General features: G+C 72.7%; 19 protein-coding genes. 2 read left to right on the forward strand and 17 right to left on the reverse strand.

Annotated elements, in window-relative coordinates; translation table 11 throughout:
• Positions 1-52 precede the first annotated feature (52 nt).
• From Q5694_RS18295 to Q5694_RS18355, 13 genes are all read right to left on the reverse strand, one after another.
• Positions 53-316, reverse strand: coding sequence for a gas vesicle protein K (locus Q5694_RS18295; RefSeq protein ID WP_333934413.1), 264 nt, complete (start codon positions 314-316; stop codon positions 53-55).
• A gap of 41 nt (positions 317-357) precedes the next feature.
• Positions 358-546 carry a gas vesicle protein gene (locus tag Q5694_RS18300; RefSeq protein WP_333934199.1) on the reverse strand — a complete coding sequence of 63 codons (189 nt, stop codon included), beginning with the start codon at positions 544-546 and terminating at the stop codon, positions 358-360.
• Complete coding sequence (locus Q5694_RS18305; protein WP_333934200.1) at positions 543-1304, reverse strand: GvpL/GvpF family gas vesicle protein; 762 nt, start codon at positions 1302-1304, stop codon at positions 543-545. The genes Q5694_RS18300 and Q5694_RS18305 overlap by 4 nt, the downstream gene beginning before the upstream one ends.
• A complete protein-coding gene (locus tag Q5694_RS18310) occupies positions 1301-1639 on the reverse strand; it encodes a gas vesicle protein (RefSeq protein WP_333934201.1) in 339 nt (112 codons plus the stop codon). The genes Q5694_RS18305 and Q5694_RS18310 overlap by 4 nt, the downstream gene beginning before the upstream one ends.
• Positions 1636-2871 carry an SRPBCC family protein gene (locus tag Q5694_RS18315; RefSeq protein WP_333934202.1) on the reverse strand — a complete coding sequence of 412 codons (1236 nt, stop codon included), beginning with the start codon at positions 2869-2871 and terminating at the stop codon, positions 1636-1638. The genes Q5694_RS18310 and Q5694_RS18315 overlap by 4 nt, the downstream gene beginning before the upstream one ends.
• Entirely contained in the window at positions 2868-3494 is a 627-nt protein-coding gene (locus Q5694_RS18320; protein ID WP_333934203.1) for a DNA primase, read from the reverse strand. The genes Q5694_RS18315 and Q5694_RS18320 overlap by 4 nt, the downstream gene beginning before the upstream one ends.
• The gene (locus tag Q5694_RS18325; RefSeq protein WP_333934204.1) at positions 3491-3754 is read right to left on the reverse strand and encodes a gas vesicle protein GvpG; all 264 of its coding nucleotides are present in this window, start codon (positions 3752-3754) and stop codon (positions 3491-3493) included. The genes Q5694_RS18320 and Q5694_RS18325 overlap by 4 nt, the downstream gene beginning before the upstream one ends.
• 4 nt (positions 3755-3758) lie before the next feature.
• A complete protein-coding gene (locus Q5694_RS18330) occupies positions 3759-4532 on the reverse strand; it encodes a GvpL/GvpF family gas vesicle protein (protein WP_333934206.1) in 774 nt (257 codons plus the stop codon).
• Positions 4529-4951 carry a gas vesicle structural protein GvpA gene (locus Q5694_RS18335; RefSeq protein ID WP_333934207.1) on the reverse strand — a complete coding sequence of 141 codons (423 nt, stop codon included), beginning with the start codon at positions 4949-4951 and terminating at the stop codon, positions 4529-4531. The genes Q5694_RS18330 and Q5694_RS18335 overlap by 4 nt, the downstream gene beginning before the upstream one ends.
• Before the next feature lie 46 nt (positions 4952-4997).
• Complete coding sequence (locus Q5694_RS18340) at positions 4998-5390, reverse strand: gas vesicle protein GvpO (protein WP_333934209.1); 393 nt, start codon at positions 5388-5390, stop codon at positions 4998-5000.
• A 96-nt stretch (positions 5391-5486) separates the two neighbouring features.
• Positions 5487-6446: a non-homologous end-joining DNA ligase gene (gene ligD / locus Q5694_RS18345; protein ID WP_333934210.1), complete on the reverse strand. Its 960-nt coding sequence runs from the start codon at positions 6444-6446 to the stop codon at positions 5487-5489.
• On the reverse strand, positions 6443-8290 hold the full coding sequence (locus Q5694_RS18350; RefSeq protein ID WP_333934211.1) for a transketolase: 1848 nt from the start codon (positions 8288-8290) through the stop codon (positions 6443-6445). The genes ligD and Q5694_RS18350 overlap by 4 nt, the downstream gene beginning before the upstream one ends.
• Entirely contained in the window at positions 8287-9924 is a 1638-nt protein-coding gene (locus Q5694_RS18355) for an NAD(P)/FAD-dependent oxidoreductase (protein ID WP_333934212.1), read from the reverse strand. Before Q5694_RS18355 ends, Q5694_RS18350 begins: the two co-directional genes overlap by 4 nt.
• 172 nt (positions 9925-10096) lie before the next feature.
• Here Q5694_RS18355 and Q5694_RS18360 point away from each other — a divergent pair, with 172 nt between their 5' ends.
• A complete protein-coding gene (locus Q5694_RS18360; RefSeq protein WP_333934213.1) occupies positions 10097-11059 on the forward strand; it encodes an LLM class F420-dependent oxidoreductase in 963 nt (320 codons plus the stop codon).
• Here Q5694_RS18360 and Q5694_RS18365 read toward each other — a convergent pair.
• Both Q5694_RS18365 and Q5694_RS18370 read right to left on the reverse strand, forming a co-directional pair.
• On the reverse strand, positions 10977-11480 hold the full coding sequence (locus tag Q5694_RS18365; RefSeq protein ID WP_333934214.1) for an SDR family NAD(P)-dependent oxidoreductase: 504 nt from the start codon (positions 11478-11480) through the stop codon (positions 10977-10979). The genes Q5694_RS18360 and Q5694_RS18365 overlap by 83 nt on opposite strands.
• Before the next feature lie 42 nt (positions 11481-11522).
• Positions 11523-11972, reverse strand: a complete 450-nt coding sequence (locus Q5694_RS18370; protein ID WP_333934215.1) for a phage holin family protein — start codon at positions 11970-11972, stop codon at positions 11523-11525.
• 109 nt (positions 11973-12081) lie between these two features.
• Here Q5694_RS18370 and Q5694_RS18375 point away from each other — a divergent pair, with 109 nt between their 5' ends.
• Positions 12082-12429 carry a VOC family protein gene (locus Q5694_RS18375; protein WP_333934216.1) on the forward strand — a complete coding sequence of 116 codons (348 nt, stop codon included), beginning with the start codon at positions 12082-12084 and terminating at the stop codon, positions 12427-12429.
• A gap of 30 nt (positions 12430-12459) precedes the next feature.
• On the opposite strand, the gene Q5694_RS18380 is transcribed toward Q5694_RS18375, so the two are convergent.
• Together Q5694_RS18380 and Q5694_RS18385 are read right to left on the reverse strand one after the other, a co-directional pair.
• Complete coding sequence (locus Q5694_RS18380) at positions 12460-13020, reverse strand: GNAT family N-acetyltransferase (protein WP_333934217.1); 561 nt, start codon at positions 13018-13020, stop codon at positions 12460-12462.
• A gap of 31 nt (positions 13021-13051) precedes the next feature.
• Entirely contained in the window at positions 13052-14833 is a 1782-nt protein-coding gene (locus tag Q5694_RS18385) for a CocE/NonD family hydrolase (protein ID WP_333934219.1), read from the reverse strand.
• Positions 14834-14964 lie beyond the last annotated feature (131 nt).

A 14964-nucleotide genomic window follows, 5' to 3' on the forward strand; every position in this document is an offset into this window, starting at 1 on the left:
TCGGGGCGCCCTCTTCGCAGGGAGACTCTCCCGGCGGTGCGACATCAGCCGCTCACTCCCGGGGGAGCAGCGGACCGAGCGGCCCGAGATCCAGGTTGAGGTCCTCCGGCCGCAGTCCGTAGCGGTCGCGCAGCTCCGCCATGCGGTCCTCCAGCAGCATCAGGGTCAGTCCGATCCGCTCCTCCTGCTCCTCGGTCAGATCGCCCACGTCGAACCGGCGCAGCGCCTGGCGCTCCATGAGCTGGCGCAGCAGTTCCACCACCGTCAGGACGAGCTTGACCAGGTCGCGCTCGACGGTGTCGGGTTCCAGGTCCATCCGCTTGGGCTTCGGGGACGGCAGGGGGCCTTCGGGGGTGGTCACGGCGACTCCTCGAACGGTGACGACACCTGGGCGTTCACCGAGCTGATCAGCGCGTTGAGGTCGATGCGGACGAGGTCGACGTCGGCGATGCGCAGCGTGACGTCCCCCGTGATCACCACGCCGCCGGCGAGCAGCCGGTCGAGCAGGTCCACCAGGGCGACCTCCCGGCGTTCCACTACGGTCACGGTGTCGTGGCCTCCCCTGCGAACGAATAGGCCGCCCAGGGCCCGGTGAGTTCCACCCGCAGTCCCGGCGCCTCGCCCTTCGTCCGGTCCACCAGTTCCACGAACTCCTCGGAGTGCGCGCGGGGCACGAGGTAGGCCGCGTTCAGCACGTTCCGGCCGGACGCCTTGGACAGCGCGGGGTTCTGCGGGGCGTGCAGCCGGGAGTCCTCGGCGAAGGCGGACAGCTCCTCGTGCAGCCGGGTCGAGAAGCTCTCGGCCCGCTGCCACATCTCCTCGTGCGACTTGGTCTGCATGCGCCGCTGCAGCAGGTAGTCCCGGCCCGACGCGGGCTTCTGCGCGGGCCGGGACCCCTCCTGCGGTTCGGACTCGGCGTACACCTTGACGCCCCACTCGACGCGGCCCTCCAGCCGGTCGAGCGTGCTGCGGAAGTCGTCCTCGCGGGCCTCGATCATGCTCCGCACACCACTGTCGTCGTGGAAGACGGTGCCCAGCCGCAGCGGCAGCGGTGTCGTGACGGTGGTGAGCGCGTCGATCACGCCCTGGTGGGCGCGGGCCGTCGCGGTGAGCCAGTCCAGGTCCTCCAGGTGGGCCCGGAGCGGTTCCTCCGCGAAGTCCTGCTCCGGCACGTGGCTCACCACGGCGACGAGCCCGTGGTGGGGAAGCGCCCGGGGAGGGTCGCCCGCCACGCCCGTCAGCTGGGCCTGCAGCGGTGTCCCGAAGGGGCGGCAGACGGCGTAGACGTACCGCAGTCCGGTCACGGTGCCTCCTTCCTCTCCGCGCGGCCGGGCTCCAGTTCCTCGAGCCGGGCCAGCCTCTCACGCAGCTCGGCGTTCTCGCGGGCGAGTTCGTCGCGGCGGGCACGCGAGGACAGGGCGGGGTCGGTCTCCCACCAGTCGATGCCCATCTCCTTCGCCTTGTCCACCGAGGCGACGATCAACCGCAGCTTGATCGTCAGCAGTTCGATGTCGAGCAGGTTGATGCGGATGTCGCCCGCGATGACGATGCCCTTGTCCAGCACCCTCTCCAGGATGTCGGCGAGATTGGCGCCGCTCGCCTGGCCGTAGGGTTCGGGCATCCTGCTGGGCGTCGTCATCGCCGGCTCCCGCCCTCGGGCCGCTCGTCCTCGGCCGGCTCGTCCTCGTCCGCGTACTCGTCGTCCTCGTACTCGTCCGCCGGCTCGTCGTCCTCCTCGGGCCGCTCGTCGTCGTCCGCGTACTCGTCGTCCTCGTACTCGTCGTCCGCGGGCTCCTCGTCGTCCTGCTCCTCGTCCTCGTACTCGCCCTCGGGCTGCTCCTCGTCCTCCTCCTCGTCCTCGGCGTACTCGCCCTCCGGGCGGTCCTCGTCCTCGGCGTCCTCGGCGTCCTCGTACTCGCCCTCGGGCTCGTCGTCCTGCGACGTCTCGTCCTCGGGCCCCTCGTCGTCGGACCCCTCGTCCTGGGACTCGGACTCCTCCTCCTCGGCCACGGCGTCCTCGTGACTCTTGACGACGTCGCCGTCACGGATCTCGCCGCGCCAGCCGTCCTCCGCCTCGCCCTTGATGGTGATGAAGCGGACGAAGTTCTTCAGGTCCAGCCGGGCACGGCGGCCCTGGGCGCGCCAGATGTTGCCGGTCTTCTCGAAGAGGCCGGAGGGGTAGTACTCGATGACCAGCAGGACCCGGGTCAGGTTGTCGGTCAGCCGGTGGAAGGAGACGACGCCCTTGGTGGTGCCCTTGGCACCCTCCGACGTCCACGCGATGCGGTCGTCGGGGATCTGCTCGGTCGTCTTCGCCTTCCAGCTGCGGTTGGACCACCAGATCTTCGCCTGCCAGTCGGAGTGGGTGTCGTCGTCGCGGCTCGCGCTCTTGACGCCCTTGGCGAAGGTGCTGAAGTCCTGGTACTGCGTCCACTGGTCGTAGGCGGTGCGCAGGGGTACGCCCACGTCGATGTGCTCGATGATGACGGTGGGCTTGTTGCCGGAACGGCCCTTGCCCTTCTTGCCGCCGCCCAGGTTCTTGAAAGCGCCGGTGACCTTGTCCTTCAGGGCCGAGCCGCCGGTCTCCACCGCGGCCCGCAACGGGCTCTTGCCCTCCGCGAGCTTGCGGCCGCCGGACAGGGCGAGCTTGCCGAGGCCGGGGCTGTTGCCCTCGGCGATGTCGTTCAGCTTGCCCGTGGTCTCGCCGAGCTTGCGGCCCACACCGGTCAGCATGTGCGTGGCCTTCGCGGCGAGGTACTCCTGCACCTCGGCCTTCAGCCGGTCGGCGGCCTCGCTGTGGGCCACGTCGGCCAGCGGGTTCTTCGACGCTCCGTTCGCGGCGGACTTCGCCGATCCGAGGGTGTCGGTCATTCCTCACCGCCTCCCTTCGGCTGCCGGGAGCGGCTGCCGCCGCCCCGGTTCCCCGTGGCCGTCTTCCTCGCGGCCGAGGTCTTCTTCGCCGCCGTCTTGCGGGCCGCCGCCGTCTTCTTCGCGGGGGCCTTCCCGGCGGGGGCCTTCTTCGCGGCCTTCTTCGCCGGAGCCTTCCTGGCGGGAGCCCTCTCGGCCTCCGGCTCCTCGTCCTCCTCGCGGCCGGAGTCCTCGGGCTCCTCGCCCTCGGGCTCCTCGTCCTCGTCGTCGTAGGCGTCGTCCGCGTCCTCGTCGCGGCGGCCGGACCCCCCGCCGGTCAGCTGCTCACGCATCTGGGCGGTACGGCCGTGCAGCCGGTCGGCGAGCGCGTCGAGCTGACGCTCGACCAGGGCGCCGGAGGCGGCCTTGCCGACCCCGCGCAGCTCACCCCGCAGCTGGTCGCCGACCTCCTTGAACTGCGGATTGTTCTTCAGCTGCTGCTGGACCAGGTCCGCGACCATGCGCGGACTGAGATTCAGCTTCTTGCCGGCCACCAGTCCGCCGACGGCCACAGCCATCTTGAGTTTCTTGGTCCGTCCCAGGAGGTATCCGGCCCCCACGGCGAGACCCAGTCCCACTCGGTTCATTGTGTCGTCCCGTCACCTGTTCCCGCGCCTCGGCGCGAAGCGGTCTCCAGCCGGTCGAGGAGTTCGTCCTCCTGTCGGTCGAACTCCTCCTCCGTGATCTCCCCGGCCTCCAGCTGCTCCTCCAGACGGGCCAGCTCGGCCCGGATCGTCGCGGGGTCGTAGTAGATCCGCTCGGCCTCCTGGACGACCTGCTTGATGGCCCAGGCGCTGCCGCGTACCGGTGCGAACGGCAGCAGCAGCACCTCAGAGATCAGGCCCACGTCGTCACCCCGCTCCGGTGTCCGTGCCACCCGCGGCGGTGCCCGCCGGCTCGGCCGGGCCGGGCTCGACGAAGCTGTACGGCGGCAGCGGGCCGTTGACCCGCACCTCCAGGTGCGGCATGTCCTTGCGCACCCGCTCGACCGCGGCCAGGAACGACTCCGTCGCGTCCCGGTCGACCAGGTACGACACGTTGGCCAGCCAGCCGGTGGACTCGGGGCCCACGCTGACGTCGTCGGCGACCCCGTCCAGGGCGCGCTGCACCGCGGCCCCGTCGTCGGCCTCCTTGGCCTTGACCGCGGCGGCGACCATCTCGCCGAGCCGGATCTTGTCGTCGTAACTCCCGCCGCCCGCCTGCCGGTTGGCCTCCGCCAGGCCGCGGATGTCGGGGCTCTCGGCCATGACCTGGTGCAGGACGGCCTCCTCGACGTGGTTGGCCTTGACGTTGTACTCGACCCGGTTGTCCAGGGCCCGCAGCCGCTCCTTGTAGTGCTCGGCCCGCTCGGCGAGCACCGCGGTGACGGAGTGGTCGTCCGGGGCGACGCTCCCGAACCGCATCGGGAGCACGCAGCCGGCCGCGCCGGCCTCACTGAGCACGTTCTGGTGCGCGAGCAGGTCCTTGCGCTTGGGCCGCAGGTTCTCGGGCGCCTCGCTCACGATGGCGGCCAGGTCGCCCTCGCGCAGGATGCGCACCTCGCGGGGCGGGTCACCGACACCGCCCATGCCCTCCGGGAGGGCCGGGTGCGAGCTCGCCGCGATGCCGTAGACGTAGGTGCTCACTCCTGCTCCTCCTTCCGGCGGGACGCCGTCTTGCGGGCCCGCGGACGCGATTCGGTCTCACTCTCGCCGCGCCCCTGCTTGAAGGCGTCGGAGATGGTCTCGGCGGCGCCGGACAGCGCCCCCTTGGACTTGCCGCGGGCACCGGACTCGGTCATCTCACCGACCAGGTCGGGCAGTCCCGGGTCCTTGCGCGGACCGGCCTCGAGGTCGAGTCGGTTGCACGCCTCGGCGAAGCGCAGGTAGGTGTCGACGCTGGCGACGACGACGCGGACGTCGATCTTGAGGATTTCGATGCCGACCAGGGAGACGCGCACGAATGCGTCGATGACGAGCCCCCTGTCCAAGACGAGTTCGAGCACGTCGTAGAGACCGCTGCTGCCGCCTCCGCCTCCGGACTGCTGTGCCGGTACGACAGTCATGCCGGGTGTTCCTCCTCGTGTTCGGGTACGGGTCGGTTCGGGCGGCCTAGCGGCCGCCTCCCCTGCGCGCGTCGGAACGGCCGCGTTCATAGCGCCGGACGCGCTTGTATCCCGTCAGTTGCCCCTCGGGGTCGAGCTCCACCTGGTAGCTCGCCATCAGGCTCATCGTGTCGGGCACGCGCTCGAGTTCGAGTACCTCGACCTCCAGCGACCAGCCCTCCTCCGTCTGTTCGAAGGACGACACGGACTCGGCTTCCATGCCGGTGAGCTCGGCGAGCTGGCCGCGTGCCTGGCGCAGCACCTCCATGGGGCTCGGCCGCTTACGGGATGTCTGGTTGTCGTTCGACCTGCTGGTCGACCTGCTGGTCTTCCGGGGTTCGCGGGAGTCCTGCGACTCCTGTGAATCCTGTGACTCTTGCGTGTTTTCTGTGTTGGACATGGCCACCTCCCCCTCCGTGTGGCCGCAAGCCTGTTCGCCAAACCTCTCAGCGCACATGCATCTGCCACCCGCCCGCCGGAGGGGAAGGCGGGTGGTTCAGCCGCGCAGGGCGTCCAGCCTGCGGCGGGCCGGGCCGAGCGACCGGCCGCGGTCCAGCAGTCCCGACCAGGGGTCGGTGCGGGCCTGCTCCACCGCGTCGGCGATGGTGAAGCGGCGGGCGCCGAGGCCGGGGTCGTCGAGCTGGTCCCAGGTGACGGGGGTCGCCACGGGCGCGCCCGGCCGGGCCCGGACCGTGTAGGGCGCGACGGCGGTCTGGGCGTAGGCGTTGCGCTGGATGTCGAGGTAGAGCCGGTCGCCGCGGTCCTTCTTGCGGGCGGCGGTGGTGAGCCGGTCGGGGTGGGCGCCGGCGAGGGTGTCGGCGACGTCCCGGGCGAAGGCGCGCACCTCGTCGAAGTCGTGCCGGCCGTCGAGCGGCACGATCACGTGCAGTCCGCGCGATCCGGTGGTCATCAGGGCCGAGGGCAGCTTCAGTTCGTCGAGCAGTTCCCCGAGCAGCCGGGCGGCCTCGCGAACGGCCTCGAAGTCGTCCCCGGGGGTCCCCCCGGGCCCTTCGGGCACTGGGGCAGGGTCCAGGTCGAAGACCATCCGGTCGGGGTGGTCGGGCCGGCCGGCCCGGGACAGCCACCGGTGCAGCGTGATGCTCGCCTGGTCGGCCAGGTACAGGAGGGTGGCGGTGTCGTCGCACACGGTGTGGCACACCGTGCCGCCCTCCTTGGCCAGCTCGGCCCGGGTGATCCAGTCCGGGTAGTGGTCCGGGGTGTTCTTCTGCATGAACGTGGGCCCGTCGACGCCGTCCGGGTGGCGTTCCAGCATCAGCGGGCGACCGCGCAGGTGCGGCAGCATGAAGGGGGCGACGGCCCGGTGGTAGTCCACCAGGTCGCCCTTGGTGTACTCCTTGGCGTCGCCGCCGCCGGGGAAGAGCACCTTGTCCGGCCGGTGCACCTCCACCGTGCGGCGGCCCGCCCGTACCTTGCGCGTGCCGTCGGCTCTGCTCACCGCACGACCGCCTCCTCCACCAGCAGCCGCCCGGCCGCCGCGATCGACTCCGCGTCGATGCCCGCGGCGTGCAACTGCTCGTCGGGGGTGGCCGAGCCCGGCATCGAGCGGACGCCGAGCCGCACCAGGCGCGGTACCGGACGCCCGTCGGTGAACGCGTCGAGGACCGCGTCGCCGAGGCCCCCCTCGGGGTGGTGGTCCTCCACCGTCACCAGGCAGCCGGTCTCCTCGGCGGCCCGGCGCAGCGTGGCCGCGTCGACGGGCTTGACGGAGTACAGGTCGATCACCCGCACCGCGATGCCCTCCTGGGCCAGGGCGTCGGCCGCGGCCAGCGCCTCGTGCATGGTGACACCGGCGGCGACGAGCGTCAGCCGGTCCTCGCCGGAGGAGCGCAGGACCTTGCTCCCGCCGATCGGGAAGTCCTCGTCCGGACCGTAGATCACCGGGCTCTCGCCGCGCGAGGTGCGCAGGTAGCGCACACCCTCCAGGCCCGCCATGGCGCCGACGAGCCGCGCGGTCTGGTTGGCGTCGCAGGGGTACAGCACGGTCGAGCCGTGCACGGCCCGCATCATCGCCAGGTCCTCCAGGCCCATCTGGCTCGGCCCGTCCTGGCCGATGGCGACGCCCGCGTGGGAGCCCACGAGGTTGATGCCGGACCCGCTGATGGACGCCATGCGGATGAAGTCGTACGCACGGGTCAGGAAGGCCGCGAACGTCGTGGCGTACGGCACCCGGCCGCGGGTGGCCAGCCCGACCGCGGAGGCGACCAGCTGCTGCTCGGCGATGTAGCACTCGAAGTAGCGCTCGGGGTGCTCCTTGGCGAAGAACTCGGCGCGCGTGGAGTCCCCCACCTCGCCGTCCAGGGCGACGACGTCACCGCGGCCGGTGCCGAGGGCCGCCAGGGCCTCGCCGAAGGCGTTGCGGGTGGCGACCTCCTCGCCCGGGTCCCACGTCGGCAGCTCGAAGTCGCCCGTGTGGACGGAGTGCAGCATGCGGGCGGCGGCCGGCTCGCGCACCTGGATGCGCAGATCGCGGGGCCCGCCGAGTTCGGCGATGGCGTCCTCGGCCTCCGCCAGGGGCTTGCCGTGCAGACCTTCGCGGTCCTGGACGGCCTCGACGCCCTTGCCCTTCAGGGTGCGGGCCAGGATCGCGGTGGGCTGGCCCTTGGTCGAGGCGGCCTCCGCGTAGGCCCGGTCGATGGCGTCCACGTCGTGGCCGTCGATCTCGACGGTGTGCCAGTCGAAGGCCTGGAAGCGGCGGGCGTAGGCGTCCAGGTCGTGGCCGTGCCGGGTGGCGCCGCGCTGACCGAGGCGGTTGACGTCGACGACCACGGTGAGGTTGTCCAGGCGCTCGTACCCGGCGTGTTCGGCGGCCTCCCACACGGAGCCCTCGGCCAGCTCGCTGTCTCCGCACATCACCCAGGTGCGGTAGTCGGCGTGGTCGAGGCGTTTGCCCGCCAGTGCGATGCCGACGCCGACGGGCAGGCCCTGGCCCAGCGAGCCGGTGGCCGTCTCCACCCAGGGCAGCCGTTGCGGGGTGGGGTGCCCCTCCAGGCGGCTGCCGAGTTTACGGAAGGTGAGAAGCTCTTCGTCGTCGATGGCCCCGGCCGCCTTGTACGCGGCGTACAGCAGCGGGGACGCGTGCCCCTTGGACAGCACGAAGCGGTCGTTCCCGGGGTGGGCAGGGCGGTCGAAGTCGTAGCGGAAGTGGTGCGCGAACAGGACCGCCATCAGGTCGGCGGCGGACATCGAGGAGGTCGGATGCCCGGAGCCGGCCGCGGCGGCGGCCCGGACGCTGTCGACGCGCAACTGCTGTCCGAGGTCGGTGAGTTCACCGGTGTTCATGAGTCTCCTTTCGCGGAGTCGTCCGGGTGGTCGGTGCGCTTGACGGGGCCGGGTGCGGGGCCGGGCCCGGGGGGCGGGCCGGTGGTGCCCGAGGACCCGGACCGCCCCTCGCCGGGTCCACCATCGGGCTGGTTCCCGGCGGGCTCACCGCCCGGCCGGCTCTCGGTGGGCTCACCCCCGGGCCGGCTCTTCGCGGGCTCGCCGCCCGGCTGGTTTCTCGCGGGCTCGCCGTCCGGCTGGTTCCCCTGCGGTTCGTCGCCCTCCGTGTCCGACGCGAGTGCCGCTCCCGGTCCGGAGCCCGTGCCGGCCTCCTGCCGCCGCCCGTGGCCGGCCGCGACCCGGGCGACCTCCGGCGAGGCGGTGTCCAGCGGCACGGACCAGGACCGCACGAGCCCCAACTGCACGGCCTGCCGCGGCAGTACGGCGTCCAGCAGCCAGTCCGCGGCGACCCGGACACGGTTGCCGGGCATGGCGGCCAGGTGGTAGCCGCGGGTCACCGCCCCGGCCGGAACGCCGGACAGCGGCACGCCGAGGGGATTGGCGGCGGCCTTGGCCCCGCCCAGGTCGACGACGAAGCCCAGGTCACGGTGGCGGTAGGCCTTGCGCTGCCCGCCCGGTCCCAGTGACGCGGCGACGTTCTCGGCCGCGACCCTGCCCTGCCGCCAGGCGTGCTGCGCGGTCATCGGCGTGTAGCTGCCCGGCTTCTCCAGGTCGGGCACGGCGGCCACGTCGCCGCACGAGAACACCTCGGGCCGCCCGGGGACCTGCAGATGGGGGTCGACCAGCAGCCTGCCCTTCTCCGTGGGCAGGCCGAGGGACTCCACCAGCGGGTCGGGGCGTACGCCCACGCACCACACGAGGGTCCGGGTCGCGACGGACTCGCCGTCGGTGAGCACGACTCCGTCGTGCGTGGCCTCCTGCACGGAGGTGCCCATGCGCACATCCACGCCCCGCTGCCGCAGCACCCGGTCGGCGGTGGCGGACAGCTTCTCGTCCATCTCCGGCAGCACCCGCGGCGCCACGTCCAGCAGCATCCAGCGCGGCCGCATGCCCCGCCGCAGCGGATGCCGGCGCACCTGCGCGTCGGTGAACATCTGACCGTGCGCGGCGACCTCGGTGCCGGTGTATCCCGCGCCGACCACGACGAAGGTGCAGCGCGCGGCGCAGGTCTCCGGGTCGTCGGTGGCTGCGGCCAGTTCCACCTGCCGGGTCACGTGGTCGCGCAGGTACAGCGCCTCGGGCAGCCCCCGGAAGCCGTGCGCGTGCTCGGCGACGCCGGGGATCGGCAGGAGCTTGTTGACGCTGCCCGCGGTCAGCACGAGCCGGTCGTAGGCGAGTGTGCCCTCCTCGCCCTCGGGGCCGGTGTAGTGCAGGCTGCGCCCGTCGAGGTCGATCGCGTCGGCCTCGCCCAGCACCAGCCGCACGTCGCGCAAGGTGTCCGACAGCGAGACGGTGACCCGGCGCGGTTCCAGGACGCCGGCGGCCACCTGCGGCAGCAGGGGCAGGTACAGGAAGTAGTCGGTGGGGTTGAGCAGGGTGATGTGCGCCCGGCCCCGGGTGAGCCGGGACAGAGTGCGGGCCGTGCGGTACCCGGCGAAACCGGCACCGACGATCACGATGCGGGGTCGACTCACGGTTCGCTCGCCTCCGGCGCTGTGGCATGGCTCGGGAGACTTCCGCGTCCCCCCGGGCAGGACACCCAAACGTCCGGCGGCCCCGGAGCACCCGTGCGGCGCCGGTTTCCGGCCCCGCCGCCGGGTACCCGGTGCGGGTTACGGACCGCCGACGTCGCGGAGGCACTCCCCCATGCCCGAATACGGTTACTTCCTCTCGTGCGAGCAGTACGGCCCGGCCGAACTGATCGAGCAGGCCCGGATGGCCGAGCAGGCCGGTTTCCGGGCGCTGTGGATCTCGGACCACTACCACCCGTGGAACGACGAGCAGGGCCAGAGCCCGTTCGTCTGGTCGGTGATCGGTGCGCTGTCCGAGGCGGTGTCCCTGCCGATCGAGACGGCCGTGACCTGCCCGACCGTGCGGATGCACCCGGCGGTGGTGGCGCAGGCCGCGGCGACCAGCGCGGTGATGACGAACAACCGCTTCCGGCTCGGGGTCGGGTCGGGCGAGGCGCTCAACGAGCACATCCTGGGCGACCACTGGCCGCCGGCCCACGTACGGCTGGAGATGCTGGAGGAGGCCATCCAGGTGATGCGCCGGCTCTTCACCGGCGAGGAGGTCAACCACCACGGCCCGCACTACACCGTGGAGAACGCCCGCCTGTACACGGTCCCGGACGAGCCGATCCCGATCGACATCTCCGGCTTCGGACCGGCCGCGACGAAACTGGCCGCCCGGGTCGGCGACGGCTACATCTCGGTCATGCCCGACGAGGCGATGGTGGAGCAGTACCGCAAGGGCGGGGGCGGCGGGAAGCTGGTCAGCGGCGGCACCAAGGTCTGCTACGGCACCGACAAGGAGGAAGCCGTGCGCACGGTGCACCGGCTCTGGGCGAACGAGCAGTTGCCCGGGGAACTGGGCCAGGTGCTGCCCTCGCCCAAGCACTTCGAGCAGGCGCAGCAGCTGGTCACCGAGGACATGGTGCGCGCCAACCGGGTGTGCGGCGACGACGTGGACGAGCACGTGGCGGAGCTGAGGCAGTTCGCCGACGCCGGTTACGACATGATCTACGTCAACCAGATCGGCCCGGACATGCGCGGCTTCTTCGACTTCTACCGCACGAAGGTGCTGCCGCAGCTCCAGCAGTCCAGCTGACGCCCGGGACTGCGGGGACGGCACCGTGGGCGCCGCCCCCGCAGGGTGCGTTCAGCGGCGGATCCACCCGGCCGGCCTGCGGGCCGCCAGGGCTCCCACCCCCACGGTGAGCGCGGCGCCCACCCAGCCCCGGTCGCGGGAGAACCACTGCTGCGGACTGCGGTCCGCCGCCTCGTCGTCGAAGCGTCCGTGCGCGCCGAAGTCGCGTCCGCCGGGACCGTCCGCCGGGGTCCACGGGTTCGCCGGCCCGTCGGGGGCGCCCTCGTCCTGCTGGGCGTCGACGTTGGTGCGCGACGTCGTCCGCGGTGGCCTCGAGTCCTTCCCGTCCGCGGGCGAGCAGGACGACCGTGTCACCCCGGGCGGCGAAGGCCCGGGCCGTGGCCCGTCCGACGCCGCCGCTGGCTCCGGTCACGACGACCACACGGTCCCGGTGGTGCGACGGTGCCGCCTGGCCGACACCGCGTCACGCCCCGGCGCCGGGCACGTCCGGGGCGTGCGCCGGCCGCGGGGGCACGGCGCCGGGGACGGGCGGGGCGGGCGGCACGGGCGGGCCGGGCACAGCGCCGGCGGGCCGGTCTGCGTTCCGCGGGGCCGTGCCGCCCGCCTGGCCGGTGCCCGGGCGGGAGGGGCGGGCCATGCCGCGCAGCACGAGCGCCGCGGCCGCGAGGACGGCGGCGGTGATCAGCGCCGCCGCCCAGTCGGGCAGTCCGAGGGCGAGGGCCAGGCCCACGGCGAGCGCCAGGGCCGCGCCCGCGTACAGGGCGAGGGCGCCGGACGCGGCGTAGAGGGCTGCCCTGCGGCGCTGCCTGCGGGTCTGCTCGCGCAGCTCCTCACGCACGGTCTCGCGCGCCACCCGGGCCAGTTCGTCGACCAGGTGCTTGTCCAGATGCTCCAGGTGATCCAACGGTTTCATGTCCCTGCGGGTACCCGCGCCCCGGCCGCTCACGTCGGGGCGCCCCGCCCGGCGGGGAGATCGTGTGGAGCGATCTCGCCGGGCAGGCGGCCCAACTAGGCTCGTGGGCATGGAGATTCTGGGTGCCACACTGCGCGTCTGCGTCGACGACCTCGAGACCGCGATCCCGTTCTACGAGCGCCTGGCGGGCGGCACGGCCCAGCGCTTCGAGCGGGGCGGTGTCCAAGTGGCGGCGATCGGCTGCTTCTTGCTGATGAGCGGCCCGCCGGCCGAGCTGGAGGTGCTGCGCAAGGTCGCCGCGACGATCGCCGTGCGGGACGTCGAGGAGACGCACCGGGTGCTCACCGGCCTGGGCGCGCACATCGTCGCGGGTCCCCTCGCCTCTCCGGCGGGCCGCAACCTGATCGCGCTGCATCCGGACGGTTCGGTCTACGAGTACGTCGACCGCCGGGTGTGATCCCGGTTCCGCCCCGACGGGCGCCGTCGCTCAGTTCCGACCGGACTTCCGGGCCGTCTCGGCGGTGATCGCCCAGCGCTGGTGGTCGCGCCAGGCCCCGTCGACGAACAGCATCCTCGGCGAGAAGCCCTCCAGGTGGAACCCGCAGGCCCGGGCCAGCGCGATCGACGGGGCGTTCAGGGGCTGGACGTTGATCTCCAGCCGGTGCAGCCGCATCGGGCCGAACGCGTGCGCGACGACCAGGCCGAGGCCCTCGCGCATCAGGCCGCGCCCGGCGGCGTGCGCGAAGGCGCCGTAGCCGAGGGCACCGGAGCAGAAGCCGCCCTGGACGATGTTGTTGATGTTGACGAACCCGGCGATGGCCCCGTCGCTCTTCTCGCAGACGAGGAACCCCACCCGGGTGGGGTCCTCGATCAGCCGGTCCGCGTACGCCGTGTACGCCTGGGTCGTGTCGGGCGGGAAGAGCCACGGGTGGTGCAGATCCTTGCTCTCCCGGGCGCGGGCGGTGAACTCGGCACCGTCCTCGTGGGTGAAGTGGCGGATCCCCACCCGGGGGCCTTCGGCGAGGTAGCGGGATGCGTGGTGCGGCACCCCGCCACAGTATCCGGGCGGCGGTGCCCGTTCAGGACGTGACGGCCGGCAGTCGCAGGACGCCGGTGCCGCCGGGCCCGCTGACCACCGTCACGGGCTTGGTCCCCTGGTTGCCGAAGTAGGCGTCGTCGCTGGCGGCGATCACGAACCGCAGCCGGTGCCCGGTTGCGTACCGGTGGACGATGCCGGGGAGGGTGACGGTGAAGCTGCGGGTCACGTCCGGTACGCGGACCGGGGCCACCAGGCGGCGCACCAGGGTGCGGGTGCCGTCGGGCGCGATGTCGTAGATCTTGGCGAACAGCACCAGCTTGCCGGCCGCGTCGGCGGAGTTCTGGGTGTGCTCGGCCTGCGGGGAGTGCACCCTGAGGGTGGCCCGGGGAGCGCCGACGACGTCGAGGGGGCGCGCCAGCGGTGCGCTGGTCCAGGCGAGGTGGGTGCCCCGGGTGTCGCGTGGCGGACCGTCGCGCAGTCCGAGCAGCCCGGCGAGGGAGCTTTCCGAATGGCTCGTGGGGATGGGCCAGTTGGTGTACCGGCGGGCGCCGGGGACCACCTCGCTGCGGCGGTCGACGAGTCTGCCGTCGCCGGAGAGGTACAGGGTGCGGGTGAGCCCGGGGAGGCGGTCGGCGGTGGCGTAGGCGCGGTCCGGGTCGGTGATCCAGTCGCGGCGGTAGGCGAAGGCGGGCCCGGTGTCGGTGCGGGCCAGCTTGCGCAGATGGCGGTCGAACCAGGCGAGGACGCGCCGGCCGACGTAACCGGCCTCCAGGTCGCCCGTGGACAGGTCGAGTTCGCCGCTGCCCGGGCCGGTCTGCCCGCCGCTGTGTCCCCAGGACTGCCAGATCATCTTGACGGGGGTGCCCTGCGCGCGCAGGGTCCGGTAGGTCGCCGTGGCCTCGTTGAGGTTGAACAGGGTGTCGGCCTGGCCCTGGACCAGCAGGGTCGGTGTGCGGACGCGGTGCAGGTACGACACCGGGGAGACGCGGCGTGCGAAGGCGAGCAGCTCGGCGGTGCGGTCGGCCGGGTAGCGCCCGGAGTTGAGGGTGTGGACGGTACGGCACGCCTCGGTGACGAAGTGCAGGCAGGACAGGGAGTTGACGCGGGAGGGGTCGAGGCCGGGCAGGAGCAGCGGCTGCCCCTCACCGATGAGGTAGAAGCCGTTGGTCCACTGCCACTTGAAGACACCGGGGACGTCCCCGGCGCCCACCGCGTTGTTCGGGTCCAGGGAGTAGGCCAGGTCGTGCCAGGTGATCATCGGCACGAGGGCGTCGAGGCGGCGGTCGACGGAGGCCGTAGCCAGCTGGACGGCGCCGCCGTAGGAGCCGCCGATCATGCCGACGCGTGGGTCGCCGGGGGCGTCGAGGGTGACGAAGTCGGCGGTGGTGCCGTCGTCGGCGGCGCGCTCGCCGGCCAGGAAGTCCACGAGCCGGGAGGCGGCGGCACCGTCGATGTCCGGGTCGTCGAGGGAGATGAGGCAGCCGCTGCGGCCGAACCCGAGCCCGGAGTAGACGAGGGAGACGTAGCCGCGCCGGGCGAAGGCCCTGCCGATGCTGTCGGTCGAGCCGTCCGCCTTGCTGCCGCCGAAGCCGTTCGTGCCGAGCACGGCGGGTGCCGGGTGGTCGCGGTCGGCTCCGGCGGGCCGGTACAGGTCGGCGTCCACCGTGCAGGACCGGTCCCCGGCCCGGACGGTGAACCGCAGCGGCGTCACGGTGTAGGGATCGGCCGCGGTGGCGGGGGGAGCGAGGACCAGCGGGGCGGCGAGGACGGCGCCCAGGGCGAGGGCGAGCGGTGCGCGGAACCTGGGCACGCGTCGGGACACACGGACCTCCACGGTGGGGGCGGCGACACCCGGCCAATCCGGATACCGACCAGTAGGTACTGGCCGGTAGTCATGGTGTGACACGTGCCAGGGGCCGTCAATCACCGAAACGGGGATTTCTCGACACGAAT

The sequence above is a fragment of the Streptomyces sp. AHA2 genome (genome assembly GCF_036857595.1).
Lineage (GTDB): Bacteria > Actinomycetota > Actinomycetes > Streptomycetales > Streptomycetaceae > Streptomyces.

Bases quoted from the DNA above. Each gene is read 5' to 3' on its own strand.
- Q5694_RS18295 (WP_333934413.1), bottom strand. From the start codon at position 316: ATGGACCTGGAACCCGACACCGTCGAGCGCGACCTGGTCAAGCTCGTC.
- Q5694_RS18310 (WP_333934201.1), bottom strand. From the start codon at position 1,639: ATGACGACGCCCAGCAGGATGCCCGAACCCTACGGCCAGGCGAGCGGC.
- Q5694_RS18315 (WP_333934202.1), bottom strand. From the start codon at position 2,871: ATGACCGACACCCTCGGATCGGCGAAGTCCGCCGCGAACGGAGCGTCG.
- Q5694_RS18320 (WP_333934203.1), bottom strand. From the start codon at position 3,494: ATGAACCGAGTGGGACTGGGTCTCGCCGTGGGGGCCGGATACCTCCTG.
- Q5694_RS18335 (WP_333934207.1), bottom strand. From the start codon at position 4,951: ATGACTGTCGTACCGGCACAGCAGTCCGGAGGCGGAGGCGGCAGCAGC.
- Q5694_RS18340 (WP_333934209.1), bottom strand. From the start codon at position 5,390: ATGTCCAACACAGAAAACACGCAAGAGTCACAGGATTCACAGGAGTCG.
- Q5694_RS18350 (WP_333934211.1), bottom strand. From the start codon at position 8,290: ATGAACACCGGTGAACTCACCGACCTCGGACAGCAGTTGCGCGTCGAC.
- Q5694_RS18360 (WP_333934213.1), top strand. From the start codon at position 10,097: ATGCCCGAATACGGTTACTTCCTCTCGTGCGAGCAGTACGGCCCGGCC.
- Q5694_RS18370 (WP_333934215.1), bottom strand. From the start codon at position 11,972: ATGAAACCGTTGGATCACCTGGAGCATCTGGACAAGCACCTGGTCGAC.
- Q5694_RS18375 (WP_333934216.1), top strand. From the start codon at position 12,082: ATGGAGATTCTGGGTGCCACACTGCGCGTCTGCGTCGACGACCTCGAG.